We start from the raw sequence: 12,931 nt of genomic DNA on the forward strand, positions 1-12,931 counted from the left end.
TGTTGCCCTCACCGGACCGGTCGGCCCAGCGGCACCCGTGGGCCGCGCGTGTGCGCGGCCACATGTCGAGGTCAGCCTATCGGCCCGGACACCCGGCCCGGACCCCCGGTCCGGAGCCGCCGGACCAACCGGGAAGACGTCGCGGACGTCTCCCTGACCTGCGACGACGATCCACCCGGCCGCCCTGCAGGGGCCCTCCCCCACGGCCCCCCTGCAGGGCCCCGCCGCGAGTCGGCCCCCTCGCAGGGGCCCGCGCCGAGCCTGCGAGGCGTGGGGGGCGAGGGAGCCGACTACTGGGCGAGCATGTCGTCGGTGACGACCGACTCGGTGTCCGGGATGCCGAGGTCCTTGGCCCGCTTGTCGGCCATCGCGAGCAGACGGCGTATCCGGCCGGCGACGGCGTCCTTGGTCATGGGCGGGTCCGCCCGCTGGCCGAGCTCCTCCAGCGAGGCCTGACCGAACTCCAGCCGGAGCCTCCCGGCGACCAGCAGGTGCTCGGGGGCCTCGTCGGCGAGGATCTCCAGTGCGCGCTCCACCCGGGCGCTGGCGGCCACCGCGGCCCGCGCCGAGCGGCGCAGGTTCGCGTCGTCGAAGTTGGCCAGCCGGTTGGCCGTCGCCCGGACCTCGCGGCGCATCCGCCGCTCCTCCCAGGCCAGGACCGCGTCGTGGGCGCCCATCCGGGTCAGCAGCGCGCCGATGGCGTCGCCGTCCCGGACGACGACCCGGTCGGTGCCGCGGACCTCACGGGCCTTGGCCGCGATCCCGAGCCGGCGGGCAGCGCCGACGAGCGCCATCGCGGCCTCGGGACCCGGGCAGGTCACCTCCAGCGAGGAGGAGCGCCCGGGCTCGGTCAGCGACCCGTGGGCCAGGAACGCCCCGCGCCAGGCGGCCTCGGCGTCGCCGATGCCGCCGGAGACCACCGACGGCGGCAGCCCGCGGACCGGCCGGCCGCGCTGGTCGACCAGCCCGGTCTGCCGGGCCAGCCCCTCACCGTGCTTGGCGATCCGGACCAGGTAGCGGACCCCACGGCGGATGTTGCCGCCGGCCAGCACGCTGACGCCGCTGGTGTAGCCGTACACCTCGCTGATGTCCCGGCGCAGCCGCCGGGCCACCGACCCGGTGTCCAGCTCGGCCTCGATGACCACGCGACCACCCACGATGTGCAGGCCGCCGGAGAAGCGCAGGAGCGCCGTCACCTCGGCCTTGCGCTCGGAGGTCCTCGTGCACTCCACGCGGGAGAGCTCGTCCTTCACCATCGCGGTCATCGCCATCAGCGGTGTTCCCTTCCCCCTGTGTGCCGGCCGGTGCACCGGTCGTTCCCGGGCCCAGCCACTCCCCCACCGTTCACCGGGCGCCGACCACCGAGGCCAGCGCAGCGGCCAGCCGCTGAGGATCGTGCCGTGGTGCACCGTCTGGTGCGGCCACCGGTGCGAGCACCAGTTCCGCACCACATCCCTGCACAGCAGACAGCAGACCACGCCGGTCAACAACCGCAGCGGCGTCCGCGATGACCGAGTGCAGCGACACGCCCTCCAGGTGCGCCAGCAGGACCCCCAGGTGCTCCTCCGGCGAGAAGCCGTCGGTCTCCCCCGGCTGGGGCTCCAGGTTCAGCACCACGACCACCTTCGCCCGGGCCTCGGCGAGCGCCGCACGCAGCTGCGGGACCAGCAGGTGCGGCAGCACCGAGGTGTACCAGGACCCGGGGCCCAGCGAGATGACGTCGGCGCCGGCGATGGCGTCGAGCACCGCCGGCGGCACCGGCGGGTCGGCCGGGGAGACCCGGATGTCCCGGACCCGGCCCGGGGTGGAGGCGATCGCCACCTGGCCCCGGATCCGGCGGGTGTCCTGCGGGTCGTCGGGGTCGACGCTCACCACCGTGGCCACGAGGTCCAGCGGCACCGCGGCCATCGGCAGCACCCGGCCCTCGGCGCCCAGCAGCGCCTCGAGCACGCCCAGGGCACGCACGCTGTCACCGCCGTGCATCTCGGTCAGCCCGGTGAGCATCAGGTTGCCCACCGGGTGCCCGGCGAGCACCCCGCTCCCCCCGAAGCGGTGCTGGAGCAGCGCGGCCATCTCCTGGGTCCGCGGGTCGGGGCCGGCCAGGGCGGCCAGCGCCATCCGCAGGTCGCCGGGGGGCAGCACCGGCATCTCCCGGCGGATCCGGCCCGAGGAGCCACCGTCGTCGGCGACGGTGACGATCGCGGTCAGGTCGGCGGTCAGCCGGCGCCAGGCGGCGAGCGCCGCCGCCAGGCCGTGTCCGCCGCCGAGGGCGGCCACCCGGAGCGGCTGGCCGGCCGACTGCCGGACGCCGCTGGCCGGTAGCGGCACCGGCGGTGGTGCCGTGATCCGTACCGGCGCCTCCTCGGGCGCGGCCGGGTCCACTACTCGCGCCCCAGGTCGCGGTGGCGGGCGGTGGCGGGCACGCCCTCGGCACTGAGCCGGCGGGCGAACTCCTCGGCGATCGCGACGCTGCGGTGCTTGCCGCCGGTGCAGCCCACCGCCAGCGTCAGGTACCGCTTGCCCTCGCGCCGGTAGCCGGGCAGCAGCAGGCGCAGCACCTCGGAGTACCGGTCCAGGAAGGACTCGGCGTCGTCCTGCCCGAGCACGTAGTCACGGACCTCGGCGTCCCGCCCGGTCATCGCCCGGAGCTCGGGGACCCAGTGCGGGTTCGGCAGGAAGCGGGCGTCGACCACGAGGTCGGCGTCCAGCGGCAGGCCGTACTTGAAGCCGAAGCTGAGCACCGTCGCCACCACCTCGGGCGGGGCGCCGTCCTCGACGAACGCCGCCTCCAGGGTGGCCCGCAGCTGGTGCACGTTCAGGTCGCTGGTGTCGACCCACAGGTCGGCCTCGCCGGCGATCCCGGTGAGCAGCTCCCGCTCGGCGTCGATGCCGTCGATCAGCCGCCCGCTGCCCTGCAGCGGGTGCTCGCGGCGGACCGACTCGTACCGCCGGATGAGCACCTCGTTGCGGGCGTGCACGTACACGACCCGGGGCCGGTGCCCGGCCTCGGCCAGCTGCCGGATCGCCTCCTCCAGGTCGCTGGAGAAGGCCCGGCTGCGCACGTCGACGACCGCGGCGAACCGGCGCAGGTCACCGCGGGCACCGAGTTCGACCATCGGCTGGAGCAGAGCCGGGGGAAGGTTGTCGACCACGAAGAAGCCGAGGTCCTCCAGCACCCGGCCGGCGCTGTTCTTGCCGGCCCCGGACAGCCCGGTGACGACGACGACGTCGAGCGGCGGCACCTCCGTCGTCGCCGCGTCGCCGGACGGGGGGACGTCGCTCTGCGGCCCGGCCGGGCCGGCCGGCACCGGAGCCCCCGCGACCTGGCCGCCGGCGACCTGCTCGGTGCCGGTCACGCGCCGGTCCCGACGGCCGGGTGGACGCGGCCGATCTCGGCGGTGTCCCCCGCCGCTGCGCCGCGCACCGGCCGCGCGCCCCTGCCGGCGTCCACCGGGGCCTCCAGCTCGACGGCGTCCTCGGCGACCACGTCGGGCGAGGCACCGGCGGCGACCGGCTCGGCGACGGCGGCCAGCACCGCCTCCGCCGTGCGCCGGCCGATGCCGGGGACGGCGGTGAGCTCCGCCACGGTGGCTGCGCGCAGCCGCTTGAGCGATCCGAACTGCTTCATCAGTGCCTTCCGCCGGGTCTCGCCGAGCCCCGGGACGTCGTCCAGGAGCGAGACCAACATGGTGCTGGATCGCTTCTGCCGGTGGTAGGTGATCGCGAACCGGTGTGCCTCGTCGCGCACCCGCTGGAGCAGGTAGAGCGCCTCGGAGGTGCGCGGCAGGATGACCGGGTCGGGGTCGTCGGGCAGCCACACCTCCTCCATCCGCTTGGCCAGACCGCAGACGGCGACGTCCACGATGCCCAGCTCCGCCAGCGAACGGCTGGCGGCGGCGACCTGCGGGGCGCCGCCGTCGACGACCAGCAGGTTCGGCGGGTAGGCGAACCGGCGCGGCCGGCCCTCCTCGGCGGCGACGCCCTGCTCGTCCCGGCGGTCCTGCTCCTCCTTGAGGTGCCGGGCGAAGCGGCGGCGCACCACCTCGGCCATCGCCGCGGTGTCGTCGGTGCCCTGGGCGACGGCGAACCGCCGGTAGTCGGACTTCTTGGCCATGCCGTCCTCGAAGACGACCATGCTGGCCACCACGTTCGTGCCCTGGACGTGCGAGATGTCGATGCACTCGATCCGCAGCGGGGCGTCGGGCAGGTCGAGGGCCTCCTGGATCTCCGACAGCGCGAGGGAGCGTGCGGTGAGGTCGCTGGCGCGCTTCACCCGGTGCCGGGCGAAGGACTCCTTGGCGTTGCGCTCGACGGTCTCCATCAGACTGCGCTTGTCCCCGCGCTGGGGCACGCGCAGCGACACCCGGGAGCCGCGCAGCTCGCTGAGCAGCTCGGCGTACACCTCGGCGTCGTCGGGGAGCTCGGGGACGAGCACCTCCCGGGGCACCGCCTCGCCGACCTCCCCGCTGCCGGTCTCCTCGTCGACCCCGCCGTAGACCTGGAGCAGGAACTGCTCGACGAGCTGGCCGGTGGTGACGTCCTCGACCTTGTCGATGATCCAGCCGCGCTGGCCGCGCACCCGGCCACCGCGCACGTGGAAGACCTGGACGGCGGCCTCCAGCTCGTCCTGGGCGAAGGCGACGACGTCGGCGTCGGTGCCGTCACCGAGGACGACGGCCTGCTTCTCCAGCGCGCGCCGCAGGGCACCGAGGTCGTCGCGCAGCCGGGCGGCCTTCTCGTACTCCATCTCCTCGGCCGCGGTGGCCATCTCGCGCTCGAGCCGGCGGATGATCTGGTCGGTGCGGCCGCCCATGAAGTCGCAGAAGTCGTCGACGATCTCCCGGTGCTCCTCGGCGCTGACCTGGCCGACGCAGGGCGCGGCGCACTTGCCGATGTAGCCGAGCAGGCAGGGCCGGCCGATCTGGCTGGCCCGCTTGAACACGCCGTTGGAGCAGGTGCGCGCGGGGAAGACCCGGGTGAGCGTGTCGAGGGTCTCGCGGATGGCCCAGGCGTGGGCGTAGGGGCCGAAGTAGCGGACGCCCTTGCGCTTGGGCCCGCGCATCACCTGCAGCCGCGGGAACTCCTCGTTCAGCGTCACGGCGAGGCTGGGGTAGCTCTTGTCGTCGCGGTACCGGACGTTGAACCGCGGGTCGAACTCCTTGATCCAGTTGTACTCGAGCTGGAGGGCCTCGACCTCGGTGCCGACGACGGTCCACTCGACGCTGGCGGCGGTGGTGACCATCTGCCGGGTGCGCGGGTGCAGACCCCAGACGTCGGCGAAGTAGCTGTTCAGCCGCTGCCGGAGGCTCTTGGCCTTGCCGACGTAGATGACCCGGCCGCCCGGGTCGCGGAACTTGTAGACCCCGGGGCTCTCCGGGATGCTGCCGACCGCTGGGCGGTACGAGGACGGGTCGGGCATGACCCCAGATTAGGTCGGCGCACCGACAACGCGTCGCCCGCTCCTGCCCGGCCCCATGCCGGCCCCCCCCCGGCACCCCTCCCTCGACCGGTCCCTCCGCCGGCACCGCGCCGGGCGCCCCGGTGGGCACGGCCCGCATGCGGCCGCGAGGATGGGGCGGCGACCTGAGCAGAGGGGCGCCCACACCGCCAGCCCTGAGAAGGCCCCGTGATCCCCTCCCTGACCAGCCCCGACAGCAGCCTGGCGTTGCTCCGCGAGGGCTACACCTTCATCTCCCGGCGCTGCGACCGGCTCGGCTCCGACGCCTTCCGCACCCGCCTGCTGCTGCAGCCGGCGGTGTGCCTGCGCGGCGCCGAGGCAGCGGAGCTGTTCTACAGCGGTGGGCGGTTCGACCGCACCGACGCCTTCCCGCCGTCGATCCTGCACCTGCTCCAGGACCTGGGCAGCGTGCAGACGTTGGAGGGCGACGCGCACCGGCACCGCAAGGACATGTTCCTGACCGTGCTCCAGGGCACCGGCAGCGAGGCGGTGACCGCGGTGCTGGGTGAGGAGTGGCGACGCGCCGTCCCGACGTGGCAGCGGACCGGGCGGGTGGTGCTGCACCAGGCGACCACCGAGGTGCTCACCCGGACGGCCACCCGCTGGGCCGGGGTGCCGATGAGCGCGCTCGACGTCAGGCTGCGCAGCCGGGAGCTCTCGGCGATGGTCGACCGGGCCGGCACACTGGGCCCGCGGAACTGGTGGGCCCGTGCGCTGCGCAATCGGTCCGAGCGCTGGGCCCGGGGCCTGGTGACCCGGGTGCGGCACGGGGAACTGGAGGTGCCCGCCGGCAGCGCGCTGGCCGTTGTCGCAGCCCACCGGGACGGCGACGGTGCCCTGCTCAGCGTGCCCGCCGCCGGGGTCGAACTGCTCAACGTGCTCCGCCCGATCGTGGCGGTCAGCCGGTACGTCGTGTTCGCCGCGCTGGCGCTGCTGCAGCACCCGCACTGGCAGCAGACCTTCGCCGCAGGTGACGAGACGGACCTGATGGGGTTCGTCGACGAGGTCCGCCGGGTGTCCCCGTTCTTCCCGCTGATCGCCGGCCGGGTGCGGCAGCCCTTCCGCTGGCACGGGTACGACTTCCCGATCGGTGAGCGCGTGCTGCTGGACCTCTACGGCACCTGCCACGACGCCAGGCTGTGGCCGCAGCCCGAGGTCTTCCGCCCCGAGCGGTTCCGCGACTGGGTTGGTGACCCGTACACGCTCGTGCCGCAAGGTGCCGGGGACTTCCGTGACGACCACCGCTGCCCGGGCGAGCCGATGACCCGGCTGCTCATGGCCGAAGCGGTGCGGTTGCTCACCCGCTCGATGCGGTACCAGGTCGGGGTGCAGGACCTCAGCGTCAGCCTGTCCCAGCTGCCCGCTCTCCCGCGGGACGGCTTCGTCGTGCACGGGGTCGAACCGGTGCCGGCCGGGGCCCTCACCGGCTGATCCAGCCACCTGTGGACAACGCCGGTACAGGAGCGGGCACTCCTGCCACAGTGCCCCGGGACAGTGGTCGGCGACGGACGGGGTGGACATGCGCGGCACGACGAGCAGCGAACGGGACGGCGTGGTGGCTCCGGACCGCTGCGGTGGGCTCTGGCGGGTCAGCTGCCACCGCGCGGGGGTCCTGCCGGCTCCCGCGGTGCCGCCGGACAGCCAGGCGGTCGACCGACTGCTGGCGCCCTGGGCGGCGGCGGCCGCGTCGGCACCCCCGCCGCCCCGGGCTAGCTGGGTGCTGGGTCGCTCGTCCCGCTGGCAGGGCCCGCACGCCCCCGGGGCCAGCGAGGACCCGCTGCGGGACGAGGTCATCGCCGCCCGCAACATCTGGGCGACGAGCGGCGGGACGGCGCTGGGCGCGCTCGCGGTCCTGCTCCTCAGGACAGGCCGCGTGGCGCGGCGGATCGCGCAGGAGCCCACCCATCCGTGGCTGGTCGAGCTCACCGCCTCGGCGGGGCCGACCCGTGCGGCCGTCTGGGTGGTGGCCGGCCCGGACGCTGCCCAGCGGGCCGTCCGGGAGGTGTCCGAGGCGCTGCAGACCGGCCGGGCACCAGCACCGTCGGGCGCCCGGCTGCTGGACGTGCGCGACGGACGCCAGCACGCCGTTGCCGTTCTCGGGTGGACCGCCCAGGATGCCGGGCCGGCCAGCGGCTCTCCGCGGATCGGCCCGGCAGGCGGCTCGCTCGGCTAGCGGTCAGCTCGCCTTCTTGCGGGCCCGCTTCTTCGGCGCGGCGGCCGCGGCGACGGCCTCCGGGTCGAGGATCTCCGCCAGGAACCGGCCGGTGTGGCTCTCCGGCACCGTGGCGACGAACTCCGGCGGCCCCTCGGCGACGACCGAACCGCCGCGGAACCCGCCCTCGGGCCCCATGTCGATCAGCCAGTCGGCGCTCTTGATCACGTCGAGGTTGTGCTCGATGACGATCACCGAGTTGCCCTTGTCGACCAGCCCCTGGATGACCTGCAGCAGCTTGTTGATGTCCTCGAAGTGCAGACCGGTGGTCGGCTCGTCGAGCACGTAGATCGTCCGGCCGTTGGACCGCTTCTGCAGCTCGCTGGCGAGCTTGACCCGCTGCGCCTCGCCACCGGAGAGCGTGGTGGCCGGCTGGCCGAGCCGGACGTAGCCCAGGCCGACGTCGGTCAGCGTGCGCATGTACCGGGCGATCGCGGGGATCGCGGCGAAGAAGTCGGCGGCCTCCTCGATCGGCATGTTGAGCACCTCGGCCACCGTCTTGCCCTTGTAGTGCACCTCCAGGGTCTCCCGGTTGAACCGGGCGCCCTTGCACACCTCGCAGGGCACGTAGACGTCGGGCAGGAAGTTCATCTCGATCTTCAGCGTCCCGTCGCCGGAGCACGCCTCGCAGCGCCCGCCCTTGACGTTGAAGGAGAACCGGCCCGGCTGGTAGCCGCGGACCTTCGCCTCCGACGTGCTGGCGAACAGCTTGCGGACGTGGTCCCAGACCCCGGTGTAGGTGGCCGGGTTGGACCGCGGGGTGCGGCCGATCGGCGACTGGTCGACACCGACGACCTTGTCCAGCTGGTCCAGGCCGGTGATCGTGCGGTGCCGGCCGGGGACCATCCGCGCGCGGTTCAGCTCGTTGGCCAGCGTGGTGTAGAGGATGTCGTTGACCAGGCTGGACTTGCCCGAGCCGGACACGCCGGTGACGGCCACCAGCACGCCCAGCGGGAACGCGACGTCGATGCCCCGGAGGGTGTTCTCCCGGGCTCCCTTCACCACCAGCTCGCGGCCCGGCGTGGGCTCGCGCCGCTTCTCCGGCACGGCGATCTCCCGGCGTCCGGACAGGTACTGGCCGGTGATCGACCGCTCGCTGGCGAGCAGCTCCTCGTAGGTGCCGCTGACCACGACCTCGCCACCGTGCTCGCCGGCACCGGGACCGATGTCGACGATCCAGTCGGCCTGCTTGATGGTGTCCTCGTCGTGCTCGACGACGATCAGCGTGTTGCCCATGTCGCGCAGCCGGACCAGCGTCTCGATCAGCCGGACGTTGTCGCGCTGGTGCAGCCCGATCGACGGCTCGTCGAGCACGTAGAGGACCCCCACCAGCCCGGAGCCGATCTGGGTGGCCAGCCGGATGCGCTGCGCCTCCCCGCCGGCCAGGGTGGCGGCCGGACGGTCGAGGGACAGGTAGTCCAGCCCGACGGAGACGAGGAAGGAGAGCCGGGCCTGGATCTCCCGGAGCACCTGGACGGCGATGGCCCGCTCCCGCTCGCCGAGCTCCAGGGCGTTGAGCCACTCGGATGCCTCGCCGATGGACAGCCCGGTGACCTCGGCGATCGAGCGACCGTTGAGCTTGACCGCGAGGATCTCCGGCTTCAGCCGGGTGCCGTGGCAGACGGGGCACGGGACGTCCCGCATGTAGCCCTCGTACTTGTCCTTCATGAACTCGCTGTCGGTGTCCTCGTGACGGCGCTCGAGGAAGGGCAGCACCCCCTCGAAGGCCGCGTAGTAGCTGCGCTCGCGGCCGTAGCGGTTCTTGTACTTCACGTGCACCTGGTCCGGGGAACCGTGCAGCACCGACTTCTGCACCTTCGCGGGGAGCTCCTCCCACGGGGTGTTCATCGAGAAGCCGTTCATGTCGGCCAGCCCGCCGAGCAGCCGCTGGAAGTACTCGTTGCTCATCGAGCCGGCCCACGGGGCGATGGCGCCCTCGGCCAGGCTCTTGCCCGGGTCGGGGACGACGAGGTCGGGGTCGACCTCCTTGCGGGTGCCGATGCCGGTGCACTCCGGGCAGGCGCCGAACGGCGAGTTGAAGGAGAACGACCGGGGCTCGAGCGCCTCGAAGGACAGCCCGTCGTCGATGCAGGCCAGGTGCTCGGAGAAGGTGCGCTCGCGCTGCGCGTCGCCCTCGGGCAGGTCGACGAAGTCGAGCACGACCAGGCCACCGGCCAGGCCGAGCGCGGTCTCGACCGAGTCGGTGAGCCGCCGCTTCGCGCTCTCCTTGACGGTGAGCCGGTCGACGATCACCTCGATCGTGTGCTTCTCCTGCTTCTTGAGCTTCGGCGGCTCGGTGAGCGGGTGCACGGTGCCGTCGACCCGGACCCGGGAGAAGCCCTGGGTCTGCAGCGAGCTGAACAGGTCGACGTACTCGCCCTTGCGGGCCCGGATGACCGGGGCGAGCACCTGGAAGCGGGTGCCCTCCTCCATCGCCAGCACCTGGTCGACGATCTGCTGCGGCGTCTGCCGGGCGATCGGCTTGCCGCAGTTGGGGCAGTGCGGCTGACCGGCCCGGGCGTAGAGCAGGCGCAGGTAGTCGTAGACCTCGGTGATCGTGCCGACGGTCGACCGCGGGTTGCGGTTGGTCGACTTCTGGTCGATCGACACCGCCGGCGACAGGCCCTCGATGAAGTCGACGTCGGGCTTGTCCATCTGGCCGAGGAACTGGCGGGCGTAGGCCGACAGCGACTCGACGTAGCGGCGCTGCCCCTCGGCGAAGATCGTGTCGAAGGCCAGGCTGGACTTCCCCGACCCGGAGAGCCCGGTGAACACGATCATCGCGTCACGGGGCAGGTCGAGGTGGACGTCCTTGAGGTTGTGCTCTCGGGCGCCGCGGACGACGAGCCGGTCCATGTGATCCCTGTCGGTCGCAGTGGTTCGGTGCTGGTCAGCGCGCGGGGCGAGGGCCAGTGGTGCAGTGCTCGGCGAGAGCCGCGAGGAGGTCATCGCCGGGTGGAACGAGCTGCCGGGAAGCGGGCTTCCCGGACCCGGTGTCGGCTCCGTCTCCCCCGCCGGGGCCCGCCCGCGGCGGCGGGCCCCGCCGGGGCCGGGTCAGCCGGTCGGCTGGTCGGGGTCGAAGACGGGGGCGTGCCGGCGCCAGGGCAGCCGGCGCTCGAGCTCACCGGCCAGCCAGAGTAGTCGCGTCTCCGCACCCGCCGGGCCGACCAGCTGGACCGCCGTCGGCAGCCCTTCCCGGCCCGGACCGGCGGGCAGGACCAGCGCCGGCAGCCCGGCCAGGTTCCAGGCCGAGGTCCACGGGGCCCACCGGGCGTTGGCGGCGACGTTGGCCAGGAAGCCTCGCTCGTGCCACGGCCGGGCGGCCAGCGGCGGGCCGGCGACGACCGGGGTGACGAGCACGTCGACGTCGGCGAAGAATGCCTCCATCCGGGCGCGGAACGCCTCCGCCGTGCGAGGTCGCACGAGACCGGCCCGGCGCACCCAGCGGCCGAGCCGGGCGTGGGTGCGGCTGCGCGGCTCCATCGCCTGCCGGTCCAGCCCCAGGCCCTCCGCGTCGACGTCGCCGCCGGCCAGCCAGCGGGCCACCGTGCCCAGGGCCGCAGCCGGGGTCACCACCGGTTCGCGGGTGACGACGGTGTGCCCGGCGGCGCGCAGCTCGGCGACGACGGCGTCCACCGCGGCGCGGCCCGCGGCGTCGAGCCGCACCCCCGGCACGGGAGAGCGGGTGGCGACGGCGATCCGCAGCGGACCGGCGTCCGCCCGCGTCGCCGGCTCCGCACCGGCCAGCACGGCGAGACCCGCGGCGAGGTCGTCGACGGTGGTGGCGAGCACGCCGTTCTCCGCCATGCCGAACCATGAGTTCACCCCGACCGGCCCGGGCACGACGCCGCGGCCGGGCTTGAGCGTCACCAGGCCACAGGCGGCGGCGGGCAGCCGGAGCGAGCCCATGCCGTCGTTGCCGTGCGCCAGCGGGACCACCCCGGCGGCGACGGCGGCCGCACTGCCCCCCGACGACCCGGCGGAGGAGCGTGCGGTGTCCCAGGGGTTGCGGGTGACGGTGCCCGGCCCGTCGGTGGCGGAGTAGAGGCACAGCTCCGGCACCCGGCTGATCCCGATCACCACCGCCCCGGCAGCGCGGAGCCGGGCGACCACCGCGTGGTCCTCGCCGGCGGGCTGCGGGACGTGCGCGAGGGAGCCGTCGGTGGCTGCCTCGCCGGTGACGGCGACGTTGTCCTTGACCGCGACCGGCACGCCGGCCAGCGGCAGCGTGGCCCGGTCGGGGGACGCGTCGACCGCGGCAGCCTCGGCGAGCGCGGCCTCGGTGCGCACCACCCGGAAGGCACCGATGCGGGCCTCGACGTCGGCCAGGTGGCGCAGGTGCGCCCGGACCACCTCGACCGCGGAGAGCTCACCGGACCGGACCCGTGCGGCGAGCTCGGTGGCCGGCCGCCCGACGACCCCCGGGAGGACGGGAGCGGCTGCGGAACCTGCACTAGCGTCCATGCGGTCGAACCTAGACGGGCCCACCGACAGTCTCAGATCGGAGTGCGATGAGCGGCAGCGATTACACCGGCGACGTCGAGGTGGGCGGGCCCGCCGACACCCGCGAGCTCCCCGGGCTGACCATCACCAAGCTCGCGGTCAGCGAGATGGCCAACAACGCCTACCTGCTCACGGACCCGGCCACCGGCGAGTCGCTGCTGATCGACGCCGCGGCCGAGCCGGCGGCGCTGCTGGCGCTGATCGGGGACGCCGACGTCCGCACCGTGGTGACCACGCACGGGCACTGGGACCACCACCGCGCGCTGCCGGAGGTCGTCGAGGCCACCGGTGCGGCCACGGTCGCCCACCCGGCGGACGCCGCGGACCTGCCGGTGCCGGTGACCCGGCCGGTCGAGCACGGCGACACCGTGCCGGTCGGCGGCCACCTGCTCGAGGTGGTGCACCTGCGCGGGCACACGCCGGGCAGCATCGCGCTGGTGTGGCACGGACCGGGTGGCGCGGGCACGCACGTCTTCACCGGCGACAGCCTGTTCCCCGGCGGGGTGGGCAACACCCGGTCCGACGCCGAGCGGTTCGCCAGCCTGGTCGACGACGTCGAGCACCGGCTGTTCGACGTCCTGCCCGACGACACCTGGGTCTACCCCGGCCACGGCAAGGACACCACGATCGGCGCCGAGCGCCCCCAGCTGCCGGAGTGGCGCGCCCGCGGCTGGTGACCGGTCGGTAGCACAGAGCATCGTTGAAGTTCTTGGATCTTGACTTGAGGTGATGGCCTCTCGTTCCGAGGAGTCATCGGT

At 74.0% G+C, this 12,931-nt stretch carries 9 protein-coding genes; 3 read left to right on the top strand and 6 right to left on the bottom strand.

Annotated elements, in window-relative coordinates; all coding sequences use genetic code 11:
- Positions 1-290 precede the first annotated feature (290 nt).
- The 4 genes from whiA to uvrC form a co-directional block, all read right to left on the bottom strand.
- Positions 291-1,271 carry a DNA-binding protein WhiA gene (whiA, locus tag Q1A09_RS03325; protein ID WP_166755695.1) on the bottom strand — a complete coding sequence of 327 codons (981 nt, stop codon included), beginning with the start codon at positions 1,269-1,271 and terminating at the stop codon, positions 291-293.
- Between the two features lie 73 nt (positions 1,272-1,344).
- Positions 1,345-2,328, bottom strand: a complete 984-nt coding sequence (gene yvcK / locus Q1A09_RS03330; RefSeq protein WP_299952033.1) for a uridine diphosphate-N-acetylglucosamine-binding protein YvcK — start codon at positions 2,326-2,328, stop codon at positions 1,345-1,347.
- 53 nt (positions 2,329-2,381) lie between these two features.
- A complete protein-coding gene (gene rapZ, locus Q1A09_RS03335) occupies positions 2,382-3,356 on the bottom strand; it encodes an RNase adapter RapZ (RefSeq protein ID WP_299952034.1) in 975 nt (324 codons plus the stop codon).
- Positions 3,353-5,419: an excinuclease ABC subunit UvrC gene (uvrC, locus tag Q1A09_RS03340; RefSeq protein ID WP_299952036.1), complete on the bottom strand. Its 2,067-nt coding sequence runs from the start codon at positions 5,417-5,419 to the stop codon at positions 3,353-3,355. The genes rapZ and uvrC overlap by 4 nt, the downstream gene beginning before the upstream one ends.
- Before the next feature lie 207 nt (positions 5,420-5,626).
- On the opposite strand from uvrC, the gene Q1A09_RS03345 reads away from it, so the two are divergent.
- Together Q1A09_RS03345 and Q1A09_RS03350 are read left to right on the top strand one after the other, a co-directional pair.
- Complete coding sequence (locus tag Q1A09_RS03345) at positions 5,627-6,889, top strand: cytochrome P450 (protein ID WP_299952038.1); 1,263 nt, start codon at positions 5,627-5,629, stop codon at positions 6,887-6,889.
- Between the two features lie 88 nt (positions 6,890-6,977).
- Entirely contained in the window at positions 6,978-7,631 is a 654-nt protein-coding gene (locus Q1A09_RS03350; RefSeq protein ID WP_299952040.1) for a hypothetical protein, read from the top strand.
- 3 nt (positions 7,632-7,634) lie between these two features.
- Here Q1A09_RS03350 and uvrA read toward each other — a convergent pair whose 3' ends face one another.
- Together uvrA and Q1A09_RS03360 are read right to left on the bottom strand one after the other, a co-directional pair.
- The gene (gene uvrA / locus Q1A09_RS03355; protein WP_299952042.1) at positions 7,635-10,526 is read right to left on the bottom strand and encodes an excinuclease ABC subunit UvrA; all 2,892 of its coding nucleotides are present in this window, start codon (positions 10,524-10,526) and stop codon (positions 7,635-7,637) included.
- Between the two features lie 198 nt (positions 10,527-10,724).
- Positions 10,725-12,134, bottom strand: coding sequence for an amidase (locus tag Q1A09_RS03360; RefSeq protein WP_299952044.1), 1,410 nt, complete (start codon positions 12,132-12,134; stop codon positions 10,725-10,727).
- Positions 12,135-12,181: 47 nt separating this feature from the next.
- Here Q1A09_RS03360 and Q1A09_RS03365 point away from each other — a divergent pair, with 47 nt between their 5' ends.
- Positions 12,182-12,850 carry an MBL fold metallo-hydrolase gene (locus tag Q1A09_RS03365; RefSeq protein WP_299952046.1) on the top strand — a complete coding sequence of 223 codons (669 nt, stop codon included), beginning with the start codon at positions 12,182-12,184 and terminating at the stop codon, positions 12,848-12,850.
- The last annotated feature ends 81 nt before the right edge of the window (positions 12,851-12,931 follow it).

The sequence above is a fragment of the uncultured Modestobacter sp. genome, assembly GCF_947486615.1.
Lineage (GTDB): Bacteria > Actinomycetota > Actinomycetes > Mycobacteriales > Geodermatophilaceae > Modestobacter.